Source organism: Actinomycetospora cinnamomea (assembly GCF_003096675.1).
GTDB classification, from domain to species: Bacteria; Actinomycetota; Actinomycetes; order Mycobacteriales; family Pseudonocardiaceae; genus Actinomycetospora; species Actinomycetospora cinnamomea.
The window spans coordinates 189,360-213,649 of the sequence record NZ_QEKW01000004.1 but is presented as its reverse complement, the minus strand read 5'-3'; the positions used below and the strand labels follow the sequence as shown (position 1 = coordinate 213,649).

Sequence of the window (24,290 nt, the reverse complement as noted above, 5' to 3'; positions counted from 1 at the left end):
GGTATCTCGTACGCCTGGAAGCAGCGAGTTCAAGGGAGCACGCCGATAGGGCGTTCGCTGCGCCACCGCGTGCCCTCACGCCGCCGGCTCCACGGTCAGGGTCAGGTCGCGGACGCGCAGGGCGCCGGCGTGGGTGGGGACGACGACGCACTCGCCGGGCGCGCGGGTCACCGTGCACCGCACCCCGTCGAGCGCCACCGTGCCCGACCCGGCCGCCGGCCCCAGGTCGGCGACGGCCCGGGCGAGCACGCGCTGCAGCTCCCGCAACGCCGGCTCCGACAGGCGCACGTCGAACCCGGCGGCGCCGACCTCGAGCAGCTCCGCGCGCGCCGCGGCCGCCCGCTTCTCGGCCTCGGCGCGGCGGGCCAGCAGGTGGCGACGCTCCTGGCTGCGGTCCTGCACGCGGCTGGTGCGCCCGCGGCTGGTGGTGTCGCCGCGCTCGCGCAGGCTGATCGGGACCTGCGCGGTCGGGGCGTCCCACCACGACACCGCCGCGTCGACGGGGTCGGTGTCGTCGCCGCCCGCGCCCCCGAGGTGCCGGGCGCCCGAGAGCCCGAACGCCGCGGCGGCGAGCTCGTGGGCCGCAGCGGGGTCCCCGCGGTCGAAGAACAGCGCCAGGCGCAGGTAGTCCGCGCGCCGCGATGCCCCCGCGGTCCCGGTGCGCGACAACCGCGTGAGGTTCTGGGTCAGCGTCCGGACGGCGTCGACGGCGTCGCGCTCGAGGACCTGGACGCGGCTCGGCCGCCCGGGTGCGCCCACGAACCACGACGCGAGGTTGTCCCAGTCGGCCCGCGAACCACCGGGCTCCCGGCGCACGCGCACCGACGCCAGCCCCGCGGCCGCCACCCGCGCCGCCAGCCCGTCCGCCGCCCGGTCGACGATCACCGGGACCCGCGGCAGCACCTCCTCCAACAACGCGGCCACCGGCCGGGCCCGCCGCCGCAGCGCCTCCAGCCGCTCGCCGACGTAGCCCACGAGCACCTCGGAGAAGAACGCGAACTCGTCCTCGTCGAGGTCGAAGCGCGACTGCCACTGATTGATCGCCGCGAAGAACTGCGTGATCTCCGCCGAGAAGGCGACGTGCGGGTCGAACACCGCGCGGACGGCCTCGGCCAGCCGGTCGGGAGGCGCCGACCCGGCATCCAGCGCGACCAGCGCCTCGAGCCCCGCCCGCACCTGGTCGAGCCGCCCGAGCGAGACGTCACGGACGTCGTCGACCTGCGAGAGCACGCCCTCGACGAGGTCGTGCACCTCCTGGCCGACACGGGTGATCAGGTAGCGGTTGCGCCGGCGGTAGTAGTCCTCGACGGTCCCGACCTGGCCCACCGACGCCGAGACCTCGAGGTTGCCCCAGCCGCGCAGCGCCTCCAGCCGCGCGGTCACCGTGGCCTCGTCGAGATCCGTGTCCAGCCGCGCGGTGACCTCGGCCGGGGTGAGCTCGGCGAAGAACGTGCCGGCGAACACCGACAGGATCGCCCGGTACTCCGGTGACTCGGTCACGTAGGCGAAGACGGAGGTCCGGACACCGGAGCCCGGGACAGTCACGCCGTCACCTCCAGCGACGCCCCGTCCCACCGGTAGTGCACGAGCGCGATGGCGCGCAGCTCCGGGTCGCGCAGCACTTCGGTGATCGCCAGCGCCGGGACGGTCGGGTGCGTGCCCCACAGCCGTTCGGAGGTGACGACGAAGTCGACGTCGAGGTCGACGAGCAGCCCGAAGAGCTTGGCGTGGTTGTCCTCGCTGACCTTGGCGAACGCGTCGTCGAGCAGCACGAGCCGCGGCGCGCCGACCCCGTGCGGGTCGTGGGCCGCCGCGCTCGCCGCCGCGGCCGCGGCCATGGGCAGCACCGTGACCAGCTTCTTCTCGCCCTCCGAGAGCGTCGTGCGCCGCGTGAGCAGCTCGTCGGACCGCCCCGGCCGCCGCAGGTAGATCCGCATCTCGTGCCAGGTCCGGTAGTCGAGCACCTCGGCGATGACGCTGCGGTACGACGCCTCGGGGTCGCGGAGCCGGGCCTGCTCGACGAGCGCCTTCACCGCCTCGCGGACCTGGTCGTCCTCGTCCGCCGAGCGCCGGTCCGGGTGCACCCCCAGGAGCTTCAACGCCGTCGCCGTCGACGGGTCCAGGTCGCCGCGGGCGCGCCACTCGAGCCGCACGCCGATGCCCTGGCTCGACGTGATCCCGCCCAGGATGCGGTTCATCCGGTCGACGAGCTCGCGCGCGGAGAACAGGGCGTCGGCGACCTCGCGGGCGATGCGGCCGTGCAGGAGGTTGCGCAGCGCCTGGTCCTGCTGGGCCGAGAGGAGGCTGGTCGCGCGACGCCGCTGCACCGCGACGCGGTGCACCATCTGGGCGAGCACGGCCCGTGACGGCCCGCTGACGTGCACCGCGAGCGGCATGCCGTCCGCGCCCCGGCGGCTCTCGATGTCCCACCCGCTGGCGAGCTCGTCGCGCGCCGTGCGCAAGGCCTTCTCCAGCGCGTCCTCGCTCACCGCGCGCCGCGGTGCGGGCAGCCGGTCGCGCAGCGCGGCGACGAGCTCCTCGGCGCCCTCGACCGTGTCGGGCACCGCGGGCAACGGTTCGGGGACGGACCCGGCGTCGTCCTCGGCAGCGTTCCCGCCAGCGTTCCCGGCAGCGTCCTCGACAGCGTCCCGCTCCGCGGCCTGCAACAGCCCCGGCACCGCCGCGGCTTCGGCGAGCCGCGCCCGGGCCGCCCGCGCGGCCTGCCGCTCCTCGTCGAGGGCCCGGCGGGTCCCCTCCAGCGTCATCTCGGCCTTCGACAGCGCCACCGCCGCCGCGGTCTGCTGCTCGCGCGCACCCTCGAGCCGCCCGGCCACCTCCCGCAGACGCTCGTCGAGCTCGGTGACGCGCGCGGCGACCTTGGCCGGCTCCTCGCCGAGCGACTCCTCGATCGTCATGAGCTCGGTACGCACCGCCGCGGCGTGGGACGCGGCGGCGCGGTGCTCGCCCACGGCCGCGGTGTGGTCGGCCGCGTCGCGTTCCCAGGTCGCGACGGCCTCGCGCCACGATCGCGCGGTGCGGGTGACGCGGTCCCGCGCGGAGTCCAGCGCCGCGAGCGCGCGCTCGGCGTCGGCGAGCGCCTCGAGCAGGCCGTCCAACCGGTCCGGGTCGGTGGGGACGCCCGCCTCGGAGGCCGTGCGCGACAGGGTCGCCCAGGCGTCGTCGGCGCGCCGGCGGGCGTCGCTGGCCGCGGCCGCGAGCTCGCGGTGCCGGGCCTCGGCGCCCTCGGCGTAGCGGACGGCGCCCGTCGCGGCGGCGTCGGCGTCCTCGACCCCGCGCGTGCCGGGCAGCTCGGCGACGAGCCGGCGCAGGCCCGCGGCCTGCGCGTCCAGCCCGTCCGCGACCTCCTCGGCCGCGTCGCGCCGGGCCTGCGCCTCCTCGATGGCGGCGACGAGCTCGGCGAGCCGGCGCGCCCGGGACCGGGCGCGCGCCCCGGCGCCGACGTGCTCGGCGGCCGGCTTGGTGTGCCGGCCGCGCAGCGGGCCGGCGCCGAACGTGCCGTCGGTCGCGACCCAGACGGGACCCGAGGCGGTGCCCACCGCGGCCAGCACCCCCGCCACCGCCGCCACCGGCACGGCGCCGGTGTCGACGGGCACGAGCAGGGTGTCCAGGACCGGGCCGCCGGCCGGGGTCCCGGAGCCGACGACGAGATCCCCGGACCGGAGCGTCCCGTCCCCGTCGACCCGCGCCGCGAGCAGCCCCGACGCCTCCAGTGCGGCCTCGAGTCCGGCGCGCTCGGCGGCGTCGAGGTGCTCGCGGAAGTCCACGAGCGAGGCCAGCCGGACGCCGTCGGCGACGTCGTCGTCGGTGTGCCACGACGCCCGCGGCAGCGGCAGCTCAGCGGCGGCCTCGACCCGGGCGTGCTCGGCGCGCAGGCCGGCCAGCTCCTCGTCGATCGCGGAGACGTGGGTGGTGGCGCGGGTGCGGGCGGCGGTCAGGGCGCCGGTGACCTCCTCGGCCGCGTGCCGCGCGCGGCTCCGGCGGGCGTCGGCGGCGCGGCGCAGGTCGTCGTCCTCGGCCTCGTCCTCGTCCTCGGCCGTGGGCGCCGCGAGCCAGCCCGCCGCGCCTCCGGGTTCGGCGGGCGGCGCGGCGGCGGCGTGGTCGGCGAGCCGGCGGGCCCAGGTGCCGACACCGGCGGCGTGGTCGTCCGCGGCGGCCCGGGCGGCGCGGCGCGCGGTGGCGGCCTGCTCGCGGGCGGCCTCGTGCGCGGCGAGCGCGTCGCCGGCGGCGGTGTCCGCGGCGTCGGCGGCCTCGGTCGCGCGGTGGGCGCCGCGGGCGCGCTCCGCGACCTCCCGCACGGTCGTGCGGTGCGCGCGGAGGGCGTCGGCAACGGGGGCCAGGGCCGCGGCGAGGTCCCCGATCGGGTCGTCGTCCAGGTCCTGCGGGACGTCGACGGTGGTCTCCCCGGCCTCGTCGCGGCGGGGCTCGGTGGCCGGGACGGGCGGCTCGGGCAGACGCGCGGCGACCGACGGCGCAGAGGCGGCGCGGGCGGCGACCGCCACCGCGCGGAGCTGGTCCGCGACGCCGGCGAGGTCCGAGTCGAGCTGGCCGCGCGCGGCGGCCACCGTCGCGGCCGCGGCCGTGACCCGCTCGCGGGCCCGCGCCCGGTGGCCGTCGAGGGTGGCGACGTGGGTGTCGGCGCGACCCAGCTCGTCGCGGCGACGCACGAGGTCGGCGTGGGCGGTGTACTCCGGCAACGCGGCGAGCCCGGCACGCTCGGCGGTGGCGGCGGCGTGGTCGTCGGCGAGCTCCGCGGCCGTCCGCGTCGCCGCGTCCCGGGCCGCAGCGGCCTTGTCGACCCCGGCGCGGTCACGGTCGAGTCTCGTGCCGGCCTTCCGGGCGGCGTCGACCGCGCCCGCGGTGTCGTCGACCGCCGCGGCCAGCACGCGGCGCGCGTAGTCGGTGTAGGTCTCGATCGCGCCGTCGAGGGCCTCGACGGTGCGGGCGAGGTCGGTGACGTTGCGGCGGTGGTCCTCGAGGTCCTCGAGCGGCTGCGCGGCGTCGTGCACCGCGTCCTCGGGCACCGGTGGCAGCGCCTCGCGCAGGGTGCGGGGCAGGTCGGTGTCGATCCGGTCGCCGACGCGGGGATTGCGCACCTGGTGCAGCAGCCGGAAGTACGCGCCCGGATCGACGCCGCCGAAGAAGCGGCGGGCGACCTCGGCGCGGTACTCGGCGGTCGACGTGAACACCTGCCCGCGCGTGCCCAGCTCGGAGCGCAGCACGTCGGCCGAGAACGGGACGTCGGTCTCGGTGAGGCGCAGGTCGACGCGGACCCGGCGGTCGGTGGAGAACCACCAGACCGCGACGCGGTCGGTGCTGCGGTTGGCCCGGATGCCGCAGCCGACCGTCCGGTACTCGCCGGCCTTCTCGAACTCGATCCACAGGTAGCCGGTGCGCTGGGTGTCGTCGTGGTCCGAGAGCATCCAGCTGCGCAGGACGCCGCGCTGCTCGCCCGCCGCATCGATCTTGCGGACGTCGGCCTCGAGCAGGAACGGCAGCAGCATGTTCATCGCCGTCGACTTGCCCGACCCGTTGACCCCCCGCAGGAGCAGGCGTCCGTCGGCGAACTCCAGCACCTCGTCCTGGTACTGGTAGACGTTCAGGATGCCGGCGCGGGAGGGCTTCCAGCGCGGCTGATCGTCACGGTGATCGTCCCCCGGCACCCGGACGAGGGTACGGAGCAGATTCAGCGCGGGGGTCAGCCGCCCGCCAGCCAGTCAGGGTCGCCGAGAGTTGCGAGCACCTCCCGGGGGGTGTCGACGAACTGCGGGTCGCCGGCCGACGCGCGCTGCCAGGTCAGGGCGCGGGCGATCGCGGCGGCGCGGCAGGCGGTCTCGGCCAGCCGGACCAGCTCGTGGCGCGGCGCCCGATCGTCGAAGACGGCGAGGTACGCGTCACGCGCCCGGGTGAGGGCACGCTCGTCGGCGCCCGTGCGGCGCAGCGAGGCGAGGGCGACGAGGAGGCTGGCGAACGGGTGGGCGAGCACGGCGTCGCCCCAGTCGGCGAACCGCCCGTCGAGCAGGACGTTGCCGAGGTGCAGGTCCTGGTGGTCGACGCTCGACGGGACGGTGCCCGCGAGCTCGGCGGCCCAGGCGGCGACCGGGGCGGGCGCCGGAGCGATCGTCGCGGCCGCCTCGGCGTACCGCGCCGGGAGCGCCTCCGGCGTCGCGTCGGGGACACCGAGGGCCCGCATCGCGTCGATCTCGTCCGCGACGGCGCGCTGCAGGCGGGCGTAGCGGGGCAGGGCCTCGGTCATGGCCGTCACGGGGTCGGCGGCGGTGTCCCGCACGCTCGGGCCGGTGTCGGGCAGGAGGAGGCGCGCCCCGTCCACGGCGAGCGGGGTGGCGACGGCGTCGGGCACGCGGCGGGCCAGCAGCGCGTGCAGCCCGACCTCGTGGGCCATGCCGGCGCACGGCTCCTTGAGCCAGACGGTCCCCTCGGCCGTCGGCACCCGCAGCACCGTCGACCAGGCGCGGTGGCGCTGGGTGACCTCGCCGGTGGGGCGCAGGCCGGTGACGTCGGTGATCCACGCGAGTGCCTCCTCCCGCCAGGCCTCGGTGCCGCGCCCGTCCACACCGCCATGGTCGCCGGTTACCGTCTCGGGCGTGCTCGTCGTGCTGCCGCCGTCGGAGACCAAGGCCGCGGGCGGCCGCGGGCGCCCGCTGGACCTCGACGCGCTCTCGTTCCCGTCGCTGAACCCGACGCGCAAGGTGCTGGTCGACGAGCTGGTCGCGCTCGCCGCGGACGTCCCCGCCTCCCGGGCGGCGCTGGACCTCTCCGAACGCCAGGACGACGAGATCGCCCGCAACGCCGCGCTGTGGACCTCGCCGACGGCCCCGGCGCTGCGGCGCTACACCGGCGTGCTCTACGACGCGCTGGACCCGGCATCGCTGACGCCGGCCGCGCGGCGGCGGCTGCTGGTGTGCTCGGCGCTGTTCGGGCTGGTGGGAGGCACCGATCCGATCCCGGCGTACCGGCTCTCGGGCGGGAGCGCCCTGCCGGGGCGGGCGGGCGACACCGCGCCGCAGGGCTCGAGCACGGGAACAAGCCTGCGGACCCTGTGGCGGCCCGAGCTGATGCCGCTGCTGGCCGAGGTGGACGACCTCGTCGTCGACCTGCGCTCCGGCCCCTACGCGGCGCTCGGCCCGGCGCGGGGTGCGGTGACGCTGGACGTGCACAGCGAGGCGGCCGACGGTTCGCGGACGGTGGTCAGCCACGCGAACAAGTCGCACAAGGGCCACGCGGCGCGGCTCCTCGCCTCGTCGCGGCGACGCCCGCGGGACGCCGGCGGCGTGCTCGCGCTCCTGCGCGACGCGGGCCTGCGTGTGGAGCAGGCGGGTGAGCACGCGCTCGTGCTCGTCGTACCCCGCTGACTCCCTCGACCTCGCGCGCTGACTCCCTGACCTCGCGCGTTGGCTCCCTCGGCGTGTCGCGTGAGCGAGGATGTGGCGATCCTGGCGTCTGACGCCAGCAAAGCCGCATCGCTCGAACACCGGAGGTGTGCGGTCCGGCCCTCCGAGAGCGTCAGGTGCCGAGGTCGGCGAGGACGGCGTCGGAGAAGGACGGCCAGGCGGACTTCGCCCAGTCGCCGAAGTCCCGGTCGGTCAGCGCCACGCACGCCGCACCCGCGTCCGGGTCGACCCACAGGAACGTGCCCGACTGCCCGAAGTGCCCGAACGTGCCCGGGGAGTTCCGCTCGCCGGTCCAGTGCGGGCTCTTGCCGTCGCGCAGCTCGACCCCGAGCCCCCAGTCGTTGGGCTTCTGGTGCCCGAAGCCCGGGATCGTCCCGTTCAGCCCCGGGAACTGGACGGTGATCGCCTCGCGCACGGTCTCCGGGTGGAGCAGCGTCGGCGCCTGCATCTCGGCGGCCAGGCGCAGGAGGTCGTCGACGGTCGAGGTCGCCCCGTGTCCCGGCGAGCCGTCGAGGGTCGTCGACGTCATCCCGAGCGGGGCGAGCAGGGCCTCGTGCAGGTAGTCGGCGAACGCGATGCCCGTGGCCTCCTCGATCGTCGCGGCCAGCACCTCGAACCCCGCCGACGAGTACAGGCGCCGCGCGCCGGGTTCGGCGACGGCGCGGTGCTCGCCGAACGCCAGGCCGGAGGTGTGGGCGAGCAGGTGGCGCACGGTCGCACCCTCGGGGCCGGCGGGCTGGTCGAGCGTGACCGCCTCCTCCTCGACCGCCACGAGCGCGGCCCAGGCCACGAGCGGCTTGGTCACCGACGCCAGGGGGAAGCGCCGGGCGCTGTCGCCGCGCGTGCCCCGCACGGCGCCGTCCGCGCCCACCACCCCCACCGCGGCGTGCTCGACGGGCCAGTCGTCGATCAGGGCGAGGCTCTGCACGCGAGCGAGGGTAGAGGTCGCCGTCAGCTCGCCAGGGCGTCCCGGACCGCACCCGCCGCGTCGTCCAGCAGCGTGCGCGCGGCGTCGTAGCCGCGCGGCTGGTTCGACAGCAGCACGACGACATAGCGTCCGGCGGCGTCCGGCAGCCCCGCGGAGTGCAGGTCGATGCTCGAGTCGAGGCAGCACAGCCAGCCCTGCTTGGCCACCGCGTCACCCCGGCGGGCGGGGTCGAGCAGGCCGAAGCCCTGGTCGAAGCCGTCCGCCGCGGTCTCCGGTGCCGCCTTGAGCGAGGTGAGCACGAGCTCGCGGTCGGGCGGCGACAGCTCCGTGAGGACGAAGTGGTACAGCTCGGCCACGTCCCGCGCCGAGGTCTCCACCTCGCCCCACTGCCCCACCCGCGCCGGTGGGCTCGTGTCGGCCAGCCCGAGCAGCGCCGACACCCGCTCGATGCCCTCCGGGCCCCCGAACCCGGAGTACAGCGCGTTCATCGCCTCGTCGTCGCTCAGGCTCAGCGCGCGGCGGATGCGCTGCTCGTCGGCCGGGGTCACGGTCGCCTGGCCCGCCGCGCGCCGCGTCAGGATGTCGACGACCGTGAACAGCTTGGCCACCGACGCCGCGCGCAGCGGCGTGTCGCCCTCGGCGTTCGCCGTGATGTCGCCCGTCGTGCGGTCGAGCACCGCCACGGCCAGCGTCACGTTCCGCCTCTCCTGCCCGGCCGACGCCGTGGCGTCCACCGCGGCGCCGGCCAGCGACGGGGCCGGCTCCGGCGCGGACGACGACCCGGCCGGGGACGGCGCGGTCGTCGCCGGGGACGGGGCGGGGCCCGCGGCGGGCGGCGGGGCGGCGGGGTTCTCGGAACGGGCGCACCCGCCCACGAGTGCCGCCACGAGGAGCACCGCAGCCACGAGGCGACCCGGGTGGCGGGTCCCGCCGACGATCACCCGTCGATCATGCGCTCGTTCGTGTGAAGTCCGCGCGTCGGGACGGGCCGCGACGCGCCGACGTCACACGCCCGTCACCCGGCGAGCGCCACGTCGTCGGCACGCAGCGCGGCGACGACGCGTTCGGTCGCGGACCGCTGGACCGCCCACTGGCGCCCGGGCTCGGTCTTGACGGTCAGGCGCAGCGTCATCCCGGACGCCGAGAGCGACTCCACGCCCAGCACCTGCGGCTTCTCCCGCACGTCGCCGCCGTGGCCGTGCTCGACGATGCCCGCCGTGGCGGCCTCCTCGGCGACGGCGGCGGCGCGGGTGATGTCGGTGTCGATGGCCAGCGGCACGTCGACGACGGCGACCGCGTGGTCCTGGGAGCCGTTGCCGACGCGTTCGATCGTGCCGTTGCGCACGTACCAGACCATCCCGGCGACGTCGCGGACCGTCGTGGTGCGCAGCCCGACGCGTTCGATGGTGCCGACGGCGTCGCCGAGGTCGACGTGGTCGCCGACGCCGTACTGGTCCTCGAGCAGCATGAAGATGCCGGACAGGAAGTCCTTGACCAGGTTCTGGGCGCCGAAGCCGACGGCCAGGCCCAGGACACCGGCCGACGCGAGCACCGGCGCGAGGTTCACGCCGAACTGGCCCAGGACCATCATGAACGCGGTCCCGAAGATCAGGATGGTGGCCGCGCTGCCGACGACCGACCCCACGGTGCGCGCCCGCTGCGCCCGGCGGGCGGAGCCGAAGGCCCGGATGCGCTCGGCGTCGCTGATCCCGCGACGACGACGCAGCAGCGTGAGCAGGCCGGGCACGCCGGCGCCGGCGGCGGCGTGCCCGATGACGCGGACGACCACGGCACGCACGGCGACGGCGATCACGACGATGAGGGCGACCGCGGCGCCGGTGTGCGCCAGGACGTCGACGGTCGGGGCGGGGAAGCTCGGCACGGGACCACCTCGGGGGAGCGCGGGGCTGCGGATGCCGGCCCCGCACCGTGCCCGAGCGACCCCGCCGGGGACAAATCCCCTGGTCAGGCGTCCGGTGGCGAGGCAGGTCGTTGCGGGCGGGCGCGTCAGGAGGGTGTGAAACGGCGCAGGAGGGTAGAGAACGGAACGTGTCCACCCCCAGCGCGACCACGGCGCGCCGGCCCGACCGTTCCCCCCTGGTGGTCGCGCTCGCCGCGGCCGTCGCCGTACCCGGTCTCGTGCTGCACGTCGTCGGGATCTCGCTGTCCCACCCGGTCGACGCGCTGCTCTACGGGGTCGCGATCGTCGGGGCCGCCTTCCTGCTGTCGTGGGCGGCGGAGGCCGCGCAGGTCGACATCTCCGCAGGCCTCGCGATCGCCCTGCTCGCGCTGGTCGCCGTGCTGCCCGAGTACGCCGTCGACTTCGTGTTCACCATCCAGGGCGGCGAGGCCTACGCCCAGTACGGGCCGACGTGTCTGCCACCGGGCTCCACGGAGCAGTCACCGTGCGGGCTGGCGCTGGCCAACATGACCGGCGCCAACCGGATCCTCGTTGGCGTCGGCTGGGCGCTCGTGGTGCTGCTCGCGGCGGTCCGGCTGCGGCGCGGCGGTGCCGACGCGGGGCAGGAGGGCGGCGCCGGCACGTCGCACCGGCCGGGCCACCCGACGCGGGTGACCCTGCAGCGCACCGACGCGGTGCCGCTGGTGTTCCTGCTCCTCGCGACCCTCTACTCGCTGACCCTGCCGCTGCGGGTGAGCATCACGCTGATCGACACCCTCGTCCTCGTCGGGATCTTCGTGCTGTACAGCATCCGGGTCGCGAAGGCCCCCGCCGAGGACCCCGACCTCATCGGCCCCTCCGCCTGGGTCGGCCGCATGGACGCCGGGAAGCGGCGCACGGGCTACATCGCGTTCTTCGTCGCGGCCGCCGTGATCATCGTGCTCTGCGCCGAGCCCTTCGCCGAGTCGCTGGTGCAGACCGGCACCGAGCTCGGGATCAGCCAGTTCTTCCTCGTCCAGTGGCTCGCGCCGCTGGCCTCCGAGGCGCCCGAGCTGCTCGTCGCCGGCCTCTACGCGTGGCGGCTCAAGACCACCGACGCCCTGGCCACGCTGGTGTCGTCGAAGGTCAACCAGTGGTCCCTGCTGGTGGGCACGCTGCCGATCGTGTTCGCGCTGTCGGCGGGCTCGCTGCACGGCCTGCCCGTCGACACCGTGCAGCGCGAGGAGCTGCTGATCACGGCCGCGCAGTCGCTGTTCGCGGTGGCGCTGCTGGTGACGTTGTCGATCACCGTGTACGGGGCGCTGAGCCTGCTCGGGCTCTTCGTGGCCCAGTTCGTCCTGGCCGCGACGCTGCCGGCGCCGCTGCAGGAACTCGAGCTGCTCATCCTCTCCGCGGTCTACGTGGCCGCCGCGATCGTGTTGTTCGTCCGACAGCGCCACGCGCTCGTCGCCCTCGTCCGCGACGGCCTGCGCACGCCGTACGCCGAGCTCACCGAGGCGAAGTGATGAACGCGACGTGCGGCGGAACGGAGCCGGCCCGGTGAAGAAGCTCGCGGTCATGCTCGTCCACGGCGTCGAGAGCGCGGGCGACCAGTACGCCGCCCGGGCCATGCAGCTGCTGGGCGGCGAGTTCGAGCGCATCGCGGGCGTGCCGGCCCGCGACGCTCTGGTGATGAAGCCGGCGTTCTGGGCACCGGTGTTCGAGCCGGGGCAGGAGCACCTCAGCGACCGCATCGCGGGCGAGGGATCCCGCTGGCTGGTCAAGGGGCTCGACAAGCTCGCCGCGCAGGCCAGCCAGGGCTCCACGTTGGCGCTGCTCGCGGCGGCGTCGACGGCCGGGCTGCGCTGGCTGCCGGGCCTCGGCGACGCGCACTTCCCCACTCTGCGCTGGCTGATCGTCCACTATCTCGGCGACGCGGTCGCCTACCACTCCGGCGACGACGGGACCGGGCACTACGAGCAGGTGCAGGCCGTGCTCGCCCGCGCACTGCACGACCTCGCCGCGACCGCGGGCGGCGACGCGCCGCTGGCCGTCCTCGGCCACAGCCTGGGCAGCGTGGTCGCCAGCGACTTCCTCTACGACCTGCAGGGCGTGTCCGCCGGGACGCCCCTGGCGCCACAGGCCCGCGCCGTCCTCGGCGACACGCCGCTCGAGCGCGGCGAGACCTTCGGCTGGTTCTACACGCTGGGGAGCCCGCTGGCGTTGTGGGCGCAGCGCCACCCGGGGTTCGGCGTGCCGTTGACGGTGCCCAGCCCGGAGTTCGCGACGCGCCACCCCCGCCAGCGAGGTGAGTGGGTCAACGTCTACGACCCCGACGACGTCATCGCGTCCCCGCTGCGACCGCTCAGCGACAAGTGGGCGGGCGCGGTGGCCGAGGACCGGCGCGTCACCGTCGGCCCGTGGCCCCTGAGCGCCACGCCCCTGGCGCACCCGTACTACTGGAACGACCGCCGCGTCGTCGCCCCCATCGCCTCGGCGCTGGCCCAGGCCTGGCACCGCCTTTGAGCTGCGCTCTCGTGCGGGCATCGCGCCCCGACGGCTGCGGGTCACCGGGACCGCCGCACTTCGCCCGCCCGGCCCAACCAGCCTCGGCGCCGCCCGCAGCGAACGCGCCGTTCGTCGCCGTAGAAGCAGCGAACGGCGCGTTCGCTGCAGCACCGGTGGGCGCGATCAGACCCGTTCGCGGTCCATCTGCTCGACGCGGTCCTCCTCGGCCATCTCGGTGAGCCGGCGCCCCGCCTCGGCGTCGCGGGTGAGGTTGTCGCCCGTCTTGGGATCGAAGATGTGGATCTTACGGGTGTCGAGCCAGAACTCCGCCTCGCGGCCCTCGCGGATGCGGCTGGTGGAGTCGATCGACACGACGGCCTGGGTGCGCAGCTGCTCGGAATCGAGCTCCTCGGAGAGCTCCTTGAGCTGCTCGGCCACCTCCGCCGGGGCCTCGTAGGGGATGTAGGCGTACTGCGCGTCGCCCAGCCACTCGGTGACGTCGACCTGCGCGGTGAAGGTCGCGCCGTGCGGCTTCTTGGCCTCGTCGACCAGGCTCGCGTCCTCGAAGTACTCGGGGCGGATCCCGACGAGCAGCACGTCGTGGCCCCGGACCGTGGCCGCTCGCTCCTCCCCCAGCTCGATATCGCCGAAGGGCGTACGCAGGGCGGTGCCCTCGAGCGACGCGGGCAGGAAGTTCATGGGCGGCGAGCCGATGAACCCGGCGACGAAGAGGTTCACCGGCTGCTCGTAGAGCTCGCGGGGCGAGGCGACCTGCTGCACGAGACCCTTGCGCAGCACGCAGACGCGGTCGCCAAGGGTCATGGCCTCGGTCTGGTCGTGGGTCACGTAGACCGTGGTGATGCCCAGCCGCCGCTGCAGGCGGGCGATCTCGGTGCGCATCTGCCCGCGCAGCTTGGCGTCGAGGTTCGACAGCGGCTCGTCGAAGAGGAACGCGTCGGCGTCGCGCACGATCGCGCGGCCCATCGCGACGCGCTGGCGCTGCCCGCCGGAGAGGTTGGCGGGCTTGCGCTTCAGGTGCTCGTGCAGCTCCAGCACGTCGGCGGCCTGGTTCACCCGCTTCTCGACCTCGTCGTTCGGCGTCTTCGACAGCCGCAGCGGGAACGCGATGTTCTCGTACACGCTCAGGTGCGGGTACAGCGCGTAGTTCTGGAACACCATCGACAGGTTGCGGTCGCGCGGGGCCTTCTCGTTGACCCGGGCGCCGCCGATGCGCATCTCGCCCGAGGTGATGTCCTCGAGCCCGACGATCATGCGCAGCAGCGTCGACTTCCCGCAGCCCGACGGCCCGACCAGGATCATGAACTCGCCGTCGGCGATGTCGAGGCTCACGTCGTTGACGGCCTGGAAGCCGTCGCCGTACTCCTTGACGATGTGGTCCATCTCGATCGAGGACATGAGTTATCCCTTCACGGCGCCGTTGGTGAGGCCGGCGACGATGCGCCGCTGGAAGATCAGGACGAGGACGACGACCGGGATCGTCACGATCAACGCCGCCGCGGCGATCGGGCCGGTCGGCGACTCGAACTGGGAGGCACCCGAGAACAGGCCGAGCGCTGCGGGGACCGGGCGGGACGCCTCGGTCGAGGTCAGCGTGATGCCGTAGACGAAGTCGTTCCAGGCGAGGAAGAACGCGATGATCGCGGTGGTGAACACCCCGGGCGCGGCGAGCGGGACGATCACCTTGCGGAACGCCTGCCACGGGGTCGCGCCGTCGACCTGGGCGGCCTGCTCCATCTCCCAGGGGATTTCGCGGAAGAACGCCGAGAGCGTCCAGATCGAGATCGGCAGGGTCAGCGAGAGATAGGGCAGGATTAGCCCGGGCCAGGTGTCGTAGAGGCCCACCTCGCGCCACAGGTTGTACAGCGGGGTGGCGATGGCGATGACCGGGAAGATGGCCACGGCGAGCGCGGTCGACAGGATGATCTTCTTGCCGCGGAAGTCGATGCGGGCGATCGCGTAGGCGGCGAACATGGCCAACACCGACGAGATCGCGGTGGCGATGAGGCAGATGCCGAACGAGTTGCGCAGCGCCGGCAGGAACAGCTCCGACGCGTCGCCGACCAGGATGCTCCGGTAGTTCTCCCACGAGAGCGCGGTGGGCAGGAACTGGCCGTTGGAGATGTCGGCCGAGGACTTCAACGACAGTGAGATGATCCACGCGATCGGGAAGAGCGCGTAGATGATGATCAGAATTCCGGCGATGATCCACAGGGTCTTCTCGCGGGTGGACATCAGTTCCCCCCTCGGGCCTGCGACAGGTCCACGCGGAACAGCTTGATGAAGCCCACGCAGAGGATGACCACGGTGATGAACAGCAGCACCGACGTCGCCGAGCCGAGCCCGATCTCGAGCCGGGAGATGGTCTGGCGGTAGACGAGGAACGACACCGTCTCGGTGCCCTGCGCACCGCCGGTCATGACGAAGATCGAGTCGAAGACACGGAACGCGTCCAGGCTGCGGAAGAGCACGGCCACCATGATGGCGGCCTTCATGTTCGGGATGGTCACACGCGTCATCCGCTGCCACCAGCTCGCCCCGTCCACCCGCGCGGCCTCCTGCAGCACGTCGGGTACCTGGGCCAGACCGGCCAGCAGCAGGAGCGAGATGAAGGGCGTGGTCTTCCAGATCTCGGCCAGGCAGATGACGAACAGCGCCGAGCCGAAGTCACCGAACCACGCGGTGTTCTCGGTGATGCCGGGGATCCAGTTGAACCAGGAGTTGACGAACCCGGATTCGAGGTCGAAGGCGAACTGCCACGCGAACGCCGAGACCACGGTGATCACCGCGTAGGGGATGAGGATGACGATGCGCAGCACCGGGCGGATCGCCTTGAGCGCCTGCAGCATGACCAGCGCCAGGGCGAACCCGAGCACGAGCTCCACCGCCACGGTGATGACGGTGATGAGCAGCGTGACGAAGATGGCGTTCCACCACACCGCGTCGGTGAGGATCACCCCGTAGTTCGTCAGGCCGGTGAACGACCGGTTGGACGGGTCGGTCAGCCGGTAGTCGAACAGCGAGTACCAGAGCGCCTGCAGGATCGGGTACGCGGTGACGAGCAGCATCACCCCGAAGGCCGGACCGGCGAGCAGCCACCCCAGGCGCCGCTCGCTGCGGGACTTGTCGGTCTCGGTGCCGCGCGCGGCCGGTTCGACCGCCCCGGCGGCCGGCCGATCGATCGTCTGGCTCACAGCCCACCCCCGACCGACGTCAGCATGGGCGCGAGATCAGGACAGCACGCCGATAGGGAGCGACCGGGGTGACGGTCGTTGCGGGGGGTCACAGCAATGCCTCCTTCGCCAGCACCGCCTGGATGAGGTCCTGCGCCGCCTGGTTCGTCGGTCCGGGCACGATGCCGCCGACCGGGTGGAACGAGCGCTGGAGGCCCTCGGAGACCTCGGCGTAGTAGGGGGTCTTCGGTCGCGGCGCGGCCTGCGTGAGCGACTGCCGGATCACCGGCGCCATCGGGAACTCCGCGAGAACCTCGGGGTCGTCGTAGACCGCGAACTTCGCCGCCGGGTTGCCGTTGCTGACCATGTAGTAGGCCGTGTTCTCCACGCTGGTGATGCACGCGGTCGCGTCGTAGGCGAGGTCCGGGTGCGCGGAGTAGGCACCCACCCCGAGGTTGATCCCGCCGTAGGGCGGCGCGCTGGGCAGGCCGGGAACGGTCGCCGGGTAGAGCGTCCACCCGTAGTCGGCCGCGACCTCGGGCGCGAGCGTCCCCTCCTCGACGCCGCTGGTCGCCTGGCCCCAGACGAACGGCCAGTTGACCATGAACGCGGACCGCCCGTCCTGGAAGGCGCTGGCGGTGGCGTCCTCGTCCTGGGTGGAGAAGCCGGGTCCGGCGACACCGGTGTCGACCATGCTGCGCATGATCCGGGCCGCCTCGATCGCGGGCGGCGCCGTCAGGCCCAGCTGGACGAGCTCCGGGTCGGTCTGGTTCTCGCTGGTGATCACCGCGCCGTCCCCGGACTCGATGAGCGCGTTGAGCCAGACCGTCAGCGACTCCGCGCGGGCGCCCTGCGCCCCGACCTGCGTCCCGGCCCGCTGGGCGGCCTGGATGATCTGGTCCCACGTCACCGGCTGCGACATGTCCAGGCCCATCTGCGCGACCATGGACTTGCGGTACCAGAGCAGCTGGGTGTTGGCCCAGAACGGCACGGCGACGAGCTGGCCCTGCCACGTCGCGCCGTCCACCGCCGACGGGACGACACCCTCGGCGGCGCGGGCCTGCACCTCCGGTGGCATGGGCGCGAGGAAGCCGGCCTGCGCGAACTCGGGGACGTAGGGCGGGTCGAGGCTCATGAGGTCGATCGACGAGTCCTCCGCGGCGAGACGGCGCACGAGCTGCTCGCGCTGTTCGGAGGCCTCTCGGGGGAGCTGGCTCGTGGCGATCGTGTAGCGCCCGCCCGACTGCTCGCTGCACCGCTCGGCGATCTCGTCCTGGCCCCCGTCGTCGGGGTTGATGTACCAGGTGAGCACCGGGGGCCCCGGCGGACCGGAGCTGCACGCCGAGGCGAGCGCGGCGAGGACCGCGGCCATGATGGTCATCGACCACCGCAGCCGTCGTCGTGGGTGCATTCGGTCGTCCCCCTCCAGCCGCGGCGTTGGAAGCGCTTCCGGGGGACTGTGGTGATGCGGGTCTCACAAGTCAAGTGCTCTTCGCGATCACACGGTGACGCTGTGGCGTCTGGGGCAACCCGGGCGGGCATCGGAGCCAACGCCGCCACTCGCTCCTGGAACCGCTTGCAGGACCCGTGCGATGCTCCGGCCGTGACGGGCGACACCACGGACCCACAGGGCACGGCCGCCCTGCGGCCCTCGTCGCGCGTCACCCTCGACGACGTCGCGCGCCATGCCGGGGTCTCGTCGGCCACCGCGTCGCGCGCGCTCGGCGACCACCCGCACGTCGCCGAGGCGACGCGCCGCCGGGTCCGCGAGGCGGCGGCGCTGCTCGACTACGTCGCCTCCCCCGAGGCCACCCGGCTCGCCGGGGGGCCGACCGGCCGGGTCGCGGTCCTCGTGCCCCACCCGTCGCGCTGGTTCTTCGGCGAGCTCATCGAGGGGCTCGAGGCCGAACTGCGGGCGGCCGAGCTCGACCTCGTGCTCTTCCGGGTCGGCGGCCCGGAGGAACGGCACGCCTTCTTCGCGCGGCTGCCGGCGCGGCGGGGGGTCGACGCCGTCGTCGTGCTGGCGTTCGCCGTGGACGAGGTCGAGCATGCCCGACTCGCGTCCCTCGGGGTCGTCGTCGTCGCCGCCGGCGGACGGGTCGCGTCGTACCCGTCGGTCGGCATCGACGACCACCGCGCCGGGCGCCAGGCCGTCGACCACCTGCTCCACCTCGGGCACCGGCGCATCGGCATGCTCGCGGGCGGCGACGAGCAGCGCCTCTCGCCCGACCCCGACGGGCGGGCGTCGGCGTGGCGGGCGGCGCTGCGCGACGCGGCCACCGAGCCCGACGACGACCTCGTGGTCACCGTGCCCTGGGACGGCGAGGGCGGCGCGGAGGGCATGTCCCGGCTGCTCGGCCTGCGCGCGCCGCCGACCGCGGTCTTCGCCCACTGCGACGAGATGGCGCTCGGCGCGATGCGCACCCTGCGCCGCGCCGGTCTGCGCGTGCCGGAGGACATCTCGGTCATCGGGATCGACGACCACCCGCTCGCCGCACTGACCGACCTGACGACCGTGGCCCAGCCCGTCCGCGAGCAGGGCCGGCGCGCGGGGGCGATGGTGCTCGACACCCTGCGCGGGGGGCCGCCACCACGGGTACCCCCCGCCGAGATGCTGCCGACCCGCCTGGTGCTGCGCGGCACCACCTCGCCGCCGGGGGTGCCGCGGTGACCCCGCCCGACCTCCGGCTGCGCCGGCCCTCGCCCGGCCTCATCGGCCTGCCCTGGGAGCGGCCGCTCGGCGACTGGGACCCCGACGAGGTCCCGCTGCGCGAGCTGCCCGTCGGCCCGAGCCGCCACCTCGTGCGCTTCGTCGAGGTCGACGGCGGGCTCTGGGCGCTCAAGGAGCTGCCCCCGCGGATCGCCCGGCGCGAGTTCGACGTGCTGCGTCACCTCGAGGAGACCGGCCTGCCCGCCGTGCGTCCCGCGGGCCTCGTCACCCAGCCCGACCACGACTGCTCGATCCTGCTCACCCGCTACCTCACCGGCTCGTGGCAGTACCGCCGGCTCATCGCGCGCCTGCCCCCGAACCGGCCGGCCCACCGCTCGCGACTCTTCGACGCGATGGTCGGGCTGATCGTCGAGCTGCACCGCCACGGCGTCTACTGGGGAGACTGCTCCCTCGCCAACACCCTGTTCTCCCGCGACGGCCAGCTCTTCCAGGCGTGGCTCGTCGACGCCGAGACCAGCGAGGTGCACCCGTCGCTGTCCGACGGTCAGCGCGCCCAGGACCTGGAGATCCTCGTCGAGAACGTGGCCTCGGGGATGGTCGACCTGGCTGCGAGCCTGGGCCGGCCGCCCGAGATCGAGGAACAGCTGATCGCCGAGGCCATGGAGCTCCCGTCGCGCTACGAGGCCCTCTGGGAGGCGCTGCACGCCCAGCCGCAGTTCGCGTTCGGCGACCGCTACCGCATCGAGGGGACCGTCCGCGAGCTCAACGACCTCGGCTTCGTCGTCGACGAGGTCAGCCTCGCGCCCGCCGAGGGCGGCGGTGGCGGCGACGGTGGTGGCGGCGGCGCCGTGCGCCTGCGGCTGCTCGTCGGCGAGCGCAACCACCACGCGCGCTACCTCGAGGAGTTGACGGGGCTCGAGGTGGGCGAGGGCCAGGCCCGCATCCTGCTCGGCGACCTGCGCGCCCACCAGCGCGCGATCGCCCGCGAGCACCCGCACCGGGTGGGCGAGGAGGAGGCCATCGCGAGCTGGATGCACGACGTGCTCACCCCCGGCATGCGCCGGGCGCACGCCGCCGTGCGCCACGTCGGCACGCCGGTGCAGGCCTACTGCGACCTGCTCGAGGTGCGCTGGCTGCTCTCCGAGCAGGCCGGGGCCGACGTGGGCACCGAGCGGGCGCTCGAGGCCCTCGCCGAGCGTGCCCCGACCGACTCCGCGGCCCGCGCTCTGGTCGCCGACACCGCCTCCGAGCTGCCGATCGTCGCGCCCGACCCGGAGGTGCCGCCCACGCCGGACCCGGAGGTGCCGCCCACGCCGGACCGGGCGTGATCAGCGCACGGCGAGCCACGCCGCGGCGTCGGTCCCCAGCCGCCCGTCCTCCAGCGGCGCGCTGGTCAGCAGGACCTCGTCGTGCGCCGGGAGCTCGACGGGCGCGTCCGACAGGTTGACGACGCAGGCGAAGCCCGGTGCGCGGCGCAGGTGCAGCACGGCGTCGCCGGGCGCGGAGACCCAGGTCAGGTCGCCGTCGCCGAGCGCGGGGTGCGCGCGGCGCCGGTGCAGCACCGTGCGGTAGAGCTCGAGCACCGAGTCGGGGTCGCCCTCCTGGCGGGTGGCGGCGTAGCGCGTCCAGCCCTCGGGCTGCGGGAGCCACGGCGCCGCCGCGCCCGCCGGGCTGAAGCCGGCCGACGCGCCCTCGTCGGACCAGGGCAGGGGCACCCGGGCCCCGTCGCGCCCGCGCACCGTGCGCCCGGAGCGCTCCCACGTCGGGTCCTGCAACGCCTCGTCGGGGATGTCCTCCACCTCGGGCAGGCCCAGCTCCTCGCCCTGGTAGACGTACATCCCGCCGGGCAGCGCGGCTTCGAGCAGCAGCGCGGCCCGGGCCCGCCGGGTGCCCAGCGCGAGGTCGGTCGCGCCCTCCGGCTCGCCCGGCGGCCGGCCGTAGCGGGTGGGGTGGCGCACCACGTCGTGGTTGGACAGCACCCACGTCGCCGCCGCGCCGACCTCGCGGAGGTGCCCGGTGGTGACGTCGATCGTCTCGCGCAGCGCGGCCGGCTCCCACGGGGCGAGCAGGTAGTCGAAGTTGAACGCGGTGTGCAGCCGTCCGGGCGCGACGTAGCGGGCGAGGCGTTCGGGGGCGGGTGTCCAGGCCTCGGCGACGAACATGCGGTCGCCCTCGTAGGAGTCGGCCACGCGCCGCCAGGACTCGTAGACCTCGAGCACCCGGTCCCGGTCGACGTAGGGGTGACCGCCCGCCGGGTAGGTGCGCCCGAGCTGGTCGCTCGCGTCCCCGAGGTCGGGCAGCGCGGGATCCTTGACCAGGCCGTGGGCCACGTCGATGCGGAAACCGTCCACGCCCCGGTCGAACCAGAACCGCAGCACCGCCTCGAACTCGGCGGCCACGTCGGGGTGCGACCAGTCCAGGTCCGGCTGGCCGGGGGCGAACAGGTGCAGGTACCAGGAGCCCGGCCGGCCGTCCTGATCGGGGACCCGGGTCCACGCCGGGCCGCCGAAGTGCGAGCGCCAGTTGTTGGGCGGCTCCTCGCCGTGCTCCCCGCGTCCGGGCCGGAACACGTAGCGGTCCCGGGCGCCGGGCTCGTCGGCCAGCGCGGCCCGGAACCACGCGTGCTGGTCCGAGGTGTGGTTGGGGACGATGTCGGGGATCAGGCGCAGCCCGTGGTCGTGGGCGTCGACGATGAGCTTCTCGGCGTCGGCGACCGTGCCGTAGGCGGGGTCGATGGCCCGGTAGTCCGCGACGTCGTAGCCCGCGTCCGCCTGCGGCGAGGCGTACCAGGGATTGATCCACAGCGCGTCGACCCCGAGGTCGCGCAGGTAGGGCAGCTTCTCGCGGATACCGGCGATGTCGCCGATCCCGTCGCCGTCGGCGTCCGCGAAGCTGCGGATGTAGACCTGGTAGATCACGGCGTCGCGCCACCAGACATCGGGTCGGTCGGTCACCGGGCGGCTCCTGGGTCGGTCGGGGGACGACGCGTCCCACCCTGCCCGATGGCACTGCCCGATGACCGCTACCTCAGACGCCGGCCGTGACGCGCTCCTCGGTCTCGTCCTCCTCGAGGTCGTCCTCGAGGTCGTCCTCGAAGTCGTCCTCGAGGTCGTCCTCGGCGTCGTCCTCGTCGAGGTCCTCCGGCGCGACGACCTCCTCGGGTTCCGGCGCCTCGTCGATACCCTCCGGTGCGCGGCGGGCCCGCAGCTGCTCGGTGGCCCGGCGCAGCATCTCGAGGGCCTGCGACGCGAGGCGCACGATCAGCGTGAGGAGGGTGCGGGCCTGCTCGACGACGAAGGCGAAGGCCGTGCCCATCACGCCCCCGCCCGAGCTCCCGGTCGACGGCGCGGCGGAGGCCCCCTCGTGCTCCGGGCGCTCGCCCGCGCGGTGCTGGTCGAGCCGGTCGGCGAGCCCCTCCACCTTCTCGACCGCGCGGTCGGCCACGGCGGTGAGCACGCGGCCGGCGAGGACCGGCAGCATGCGGCGGGCCGCCTCGGTGAGGATCTGCCCGCTCGCGTCGGCGGACCGGGACGTCGTGCCATCGGTGGTCATCGTCCTCGACGCTAGGCGCGCGCCACCCGGGCGGCATCGGCCGTCGGCACCCACCGCGCTCGCAGTTGCGCGACCCCGGCGCGCATCCGGTGGCACCATGGAGGGGATGCGGCAGCTTGGGCGGGCGGAGCGGTTGGTCGCCGCGCAGGAGCGCGACGGCGACACGTGCCTGTGGTGCGCCCGCCCCCTCACCGGCACCGTCGCCGCCACCACCGACCACGTCGTGCCCAAGATCAAGGGCGGGCCGTCGTGGCTGGAGAACGAGGTCGCGGCCTGCCGGCGGTGCAACGGCGAGCGGGGGCACCGCGGTGCGGTCGAGTGGCTCGAGGAGTGCGAGCGCCGCGGCTGGTGCCCGGACGCCGCGCGCCTGGAGCGGGTGCTCGCGTCCCTGGCGGCGGCCATCGTCGAGCGGGGTGGCCAGCGGCGCGCCCGCCCGCACCTGGACGCGCAGCTGCGACGCCTGCGCAAGCGCCTCCCCTCGGCGGCCTGACTAGGGATACGCGGCGTCGAAGAACGCGAGCTCCAGCTCGACCGCGCGGGTGAACACCCCGGCCATGCTCTCGCGGCCGGCGTCGTCGGTGGCCGCCGCGACGCGGTCGGTCTCGGCACGCAGGAGCCCCACCCACGCCGCGAACGCCGAGCCGCGATGCAGGTCGATCCACTCGCGGTGCAGCCAGTCGCGCGGCGACGGCTCCGGGCGCGCGGCCCAGTCGAGGTAGAGCCATTCGGCGACGAGCAGCACCGCGAGCACGTTGCCGTAGACCCCGGAGCGGCGCGCGTCGTCCATGAGCTCGAGGAAGCCCCGCGTGGGCGGCAGCGGGGTCGCCGGCTCGACGATCCCGAGGCGTCCCAGCGCGCGGGCGAAGTAGTCGTTCTCCTCGCCGGCGACCATGCCCAGCTGGCGGGCGATCGCCATGCGCGCGTCGGTGCGGTCGGCGGCCGCGACGGCCTCACCGAGGAGGGCGACGAAACGGTCGAGGAACAGGGCGTCCTGGGCGAGGTAGCGCCCCATCACCGCGTCGTCGACGGTGCCCGCCCACAGCTGCTCGACGAACCGGTGGCCGGTGGCGGCCTCCCACGTCGTCGCCGTCCGGGTCCGCAGCTCGTCCGAGAAGCTCACGGGTCCAGGGTGCCCCGATACGGCACCGACATGGCGCGGCCCGGACATCGGCGGGCGGGGGCTTCCGCCGATGGCCGGGCCGCGGGGCGTCCCGGCGGCACGCCGGTGCGGGCGCGTGCCGGCCGGGAGACGACTACCGGTCGAACTTGTCCGGGTCCGGGCCCAGACGCTCCGCCTTCTCCATGCCCTCGATCCGGCCCATCTCGGCGACGGTGAGCTCGAAGTCGAAGATGTCGAAGTTCTCCCGCATGCGCTCCGCGGTGGAGGACTTCGGGAAGACGATGTTGCCGAGCTGCAGGTGCCAGCGCAGGACCACCTGTGCGGCGCTCTTGCCGTGCGCCTGCGCGATCTCGGCGAGCTCGGGGGCGTCGAGGAGGCCCTTGCCCTGGCCGATCGGGCTCCACGCCTCGGTGTGGATGCCGTGACGCTCGTGGTAGGAGCGCAGGCCCGCCTGCTGCATGTGCGGGTGGAGCTCGATCTGGTTCACCGCCGGCACGGTCTCGGTCTCGGCGAGGAGACGGTCGAGGTGGTGCGGCTGGAAGTTCGAGACGCCGATCGCGCGCGTCCTGCCGTCCCGCTGGGCCTGCTCGAAGCCCTTCCAGGTCTCGACGTAGAGGTCCTTGCCGGGCAGCGGCCAGTGGATGAGGTAGAGGTCGACGTGGTCGAGCCCCATCTTCTGCAGGCTCTCGTCGAGGGCCGACTGCGCGTCGTCGTAGCCGTGGTTCGAGTTGTTGCACTTCGTCGTGATCCACAGCTCGTCACGCGGGATGCCGGACTTGGCGATGGCCTCGCCGACCTCGGCCTCGTTGCCGTACATCTGCGCGGTGTCGATGTGGCGGTATCCGACCTCCAGCGCGTTCGTCACCGCGTCGGCGGTGTCGGCCGGGTCGATCTGGAACACACCGAACCCGAGCTGGGGAATCTTCGTGCCGTTGTTCAGCTCGATGTCGGGGACGTCGCTCATACGCCCGTGTACCCGGGGTGGTGCGACCCTCAACCGGTTTGGCGCTC

Annotated in this window: 20 protein-coding genes; 6 read left to right on the top strand and 14 right to left on the bottom strand. The window is 74.5% G+C overall.

Annotated elements, in window-relative coordinates; translation table 11 throughout:
• Positions 1 to 75: 75 nt before the first annotated feature.
• The 3 genes from C8D89_RS10185 to C8D89_RS10175 are packed head-to-tail and all read right to left on the bottom strand — an operon-like array spanning position 76 to position 6,592.
• Positions 76 to 1,545, bottom strand: coding sequence for a TIGR02677 family protein (locus tag C8D89_RS10185; RefSeq protein WP_243417996.1), 1,470 nt, complete (start codon positions 1,543 to 1,545; stop codon positions 76 to 78).
• On the bottom strand, positions 1,542 to 5,681 hold the full coding sequence (locus C8D89_RS10180; RefSeq protein ID WP_165825629.1) for a TIGR02680 family protein: 4,140 nt from the start codon (positions 5,679 to 5,681) through the stop codon (positions 1,542 to 1,544). The genes C8D89_RS10185 and C8D89_RS10180 overlap by 4 nt, the downstream gene beginning before the upstream one ends.
• 35 nt (positions 5,682 to 5,716) lie before the next feature.
• Complete coding sequence (locus tag C8D89_RS10175) at positions 5,717 to 6,592, bottom strand: phosphotransferase (RefSeq protein ID WP_165825628.1); 876 nt, start codon at positions 6,590 to 6,592, stop codon at positions 5,717 to 5,719.
• 31 nt (positions 6,593 to 6,623) lie between these two features.
• Between C8D89_RS10175 and C8D89_RS10170 the strand changes: the two genes are divergently transcribed.
• The gene (locus C8D89_RS10170) at positions 6,624 to 7,391 is read left to right on the top strand and encodes a YaaA family protein (RefSeq protein ID WP_116708186.1); all 768 of its coding nucleotides are present in this window, start codon (positions 6,624 to 6,626) and stop codon (positions 7,389 to 7,391) included.
• 151 nt (positions 7,392 to 7,542) lie between these two features.
• Here C8D89_RS10170 and C8D89_RS10165 read toward each other — a convergent pair whose 3' ends face one another.
• The 3 genes from C8D89_RS10165 to C8D89_RS10155 all read right to left on the bottom strand — a co-directional run bounded on the left by C8D89_RS10165 (position 7,543) and on the right by C8D89_RS10155 (position 10,240).
• On the bottom strand, positions 7,543 to 8,358 hold the full coding sequence (locus C8D89_RS10165) for a serine hydrolase domain-containing protein (protein ID WP_116707996.1): 816 nt from the start codon (positions 8,356 to 8,358) through the stop codon (positions 7,543 to 7,545).
• A gap of 23 nt (positions 8,359 to 8,381) precedes the next feature.
• Positions 8,382 to 9,299: a serine hydrolase gene (locus C8D89_RS29130; RefSeq protein ID WP_165825627.1), complete on the bottom strand. Its 918-nt coding sequence runs from the start codon at positions 9,297 to 9,299 to the stop codon at positions 8,382 to 8,384.
• A gap of 74 nt (positions 9,300 to 9,373) precedes the next feature.
• Positions 9,374 to 10,240 carry a mechanosensitive ion channel family protein gene (locus tag C8D89_RS10155; protein WP_116707995.1) on the bottom strand — a complete coding sequence of 289 codons (867 nt, stop codon included), beginning with the start codon at positions 10,238 to 10,240 and terminating at the stop codon, positions 9,374 to 9,376.
• 167 nt (positions 10,241 to 10,407) lie between these two features.
• Between C8D89_RS10155 and C8D89_RS10150 the strand changes: the two genes are divergently transcribed.
• Both C8D89_RS10150 and C8D89_RS10145 read left to right on the top strand, forming a co-directional pair.
• Positions 10,408 to 11,763: a sodium:proton exchanger gene (locus C8D89_RS10150; protein WP_116707994.1), complete on the top strand. Its 1,356-nt coding sequence runs from the start codon at positions 10,408 to 10,410 to the stop codon at positions 11,761 to 11,763.
• A gap of 34 nt (positions 11,764 to 11,797) precedes the next feature.
• Positions 11,798 to 12,763, top strand: a complete 966-nt coding sequence (locus tag C8D89_RS10145) for a hypothetical protein (RefSeq protein WP_133251865.1) — start codon at positions 11,798 to 11,800, stop codon at positions 12,761 to 12,763.
• Positions 12,764 to 12,928: 165 nt separating this feature from the next.
• Here the strand turns inward: C8D89_RS10145 and C8D89_RS10140 are convergent, their stop codons facing one another.
• From C8D89_RS10140 to C8D89_RS10125, 4 genes are all read right to left on the bottom strand, one after another.
• A complete protein-coding gene (locus C8D89_RS10140; protein ID WP_116707992.1) occupies positions 12,929 to 14,161 on the bottom strand; it encodes an ABC transporter ATP-binding protein in 1,233 nt (410 codons plus the stop codon).
• 3 nt (positions 14,162 to 14,164) lie between these two features.
• A complete protein-coding gene (locus C8D89_RS10135) occupies positions 14,165 to 14,998 on the bottom strand; it encodes a carbohydrate ABC transporter permease (protein WP_116707991.1) in 834 nt (277 codons plus the stop codon).
• On the bottom strand, positions 14,998 to 15,957 hold the full coding sequence (locus C8D89_RS10130) for a carbohydrate ABC transporter permease (protein WP_207787154.1): 960 nt from the start codon (positions 15,955 to 15,957) through the stop codon (positions 14,998 to 15,000). Before C8D89_RS10130 ends, C8D89_RS10135 begins: the two co-directional genes overlap by 1 nt.
• 88 nt (positions 15,958 to 16,045) lie before the next feature.
• On the bottom strand, positions 16,046 to 17,317 hold the full coding sequence (locus tag C8D89_RS10125) for an extracellular solute-binding protein (RefSeq protein WP_243417995.1): 1,272 nt from the start codon (positions 17,315 to 17,317) through the stop codon (positions 16,046 to 16,048).
• Positions 17,318 to 17,539: 222 nt separating this feature from the next.
• Between C8D89_RS10125 and C8D89_RS10120 the strand changes: the two genes are divergently transcribed.
• Positions 17,540 to 18,607, top strand: a complete 1,068-nt coding sequence (locus C8D89_RS10120; RefSeq protein WP_243417994.1) for a LacI family DNA-binding transcriptional regulator — start codon at positions 17,540 to 17,542, stop codon at positions 18,605 to 18,607.
• Positions 18,604 to 19,935: a DUF4032 domain-containing protein gene (locus C8D89_RS10115; protein ID WP_116707988.1), complete on the top strand. Its 1,332-nt coding sequence runs from the start codon at positions 18,604 to 18,606 to the stop codon at positions 19,933 to 19,935. The genes C8D89_RS10120 and C8D89_RS10115 overlap by 4 nt, the downstream gene beginning before the upstream one ends.
• Here the strand turns inward: C8D89_RS10115 and C8D89_RS10110 are convergent, their stop codons facing one another.
• The gene (locus tag C8D89_RS10110; protein WP_116707987.1) at positions 19,936 to 21,561 is read right to left on the bottom strand and encodes a glycoside hydrolase family 13 protein; all 1,626 of its coding nucleotides are present in this window, start codon (positions 21,559 to 21,561) and stop codon (positions 19,936 to 19,938) included.
• A 73-nt stretch (positions 21,562 to 21,634) separates the two neighbouring features.
• Positions 21,635 to 22,159 (bottom strand): hypothetical protein, encoded by a 525-nt coding sequence (locus C8D89_RS10105; protein WP_116707986.1) that lies wholly within the window; start codon positions 22,157 to 22,159, stop codon positions 21,635 to 21,637.
• Between the two features lie 106 nt (positions 22,160 to 22,265).
• Here C8D89_RS10105 and C8D89_RS10100 point away from each other — a divergent pair, with 106 nt between their 5' ends.
• A complete protein-coding gene (locus tag C8D89_RS10100; protein WP_116708184.1) occupies positions 22,266 to 22,649 on the top strand; it encodes an HNH endonuclease in 384 nt (127 codons plus the stop codon).
• Here the strand turns inward: C8D89_RS10100 and C8D89_RS10095 are convergent, their stop codons facing one another.
• Both C8D89_RS10095 and C8D89_RS10090 read right to left on the bottom strand, forming a co-directional pair.
• A complete protein-coding gene (locus C8D89_RS10095; RefSeq protein WP_116707985.1) occupies positions 22,650 to 23,279 on the bottom strand; it encodes a TenA family protein in 630 nt (209 codons plus the stop codon).
• A 133-nt stretch (positions 23,280 to 23,412) separates the two neighbouring features.
• Entirely contained in the window at positions 23,413 to 24,243 is an 831-nt protein-coding gene (locus C8D89_RS10090) for an aldo/keto reductase (RefSeq protein ID WP_116707984.1), read from the bottom strand.
• Between the last annotated feature and the right edge of the window lie 47 nt (positions 24,244 to 24,290).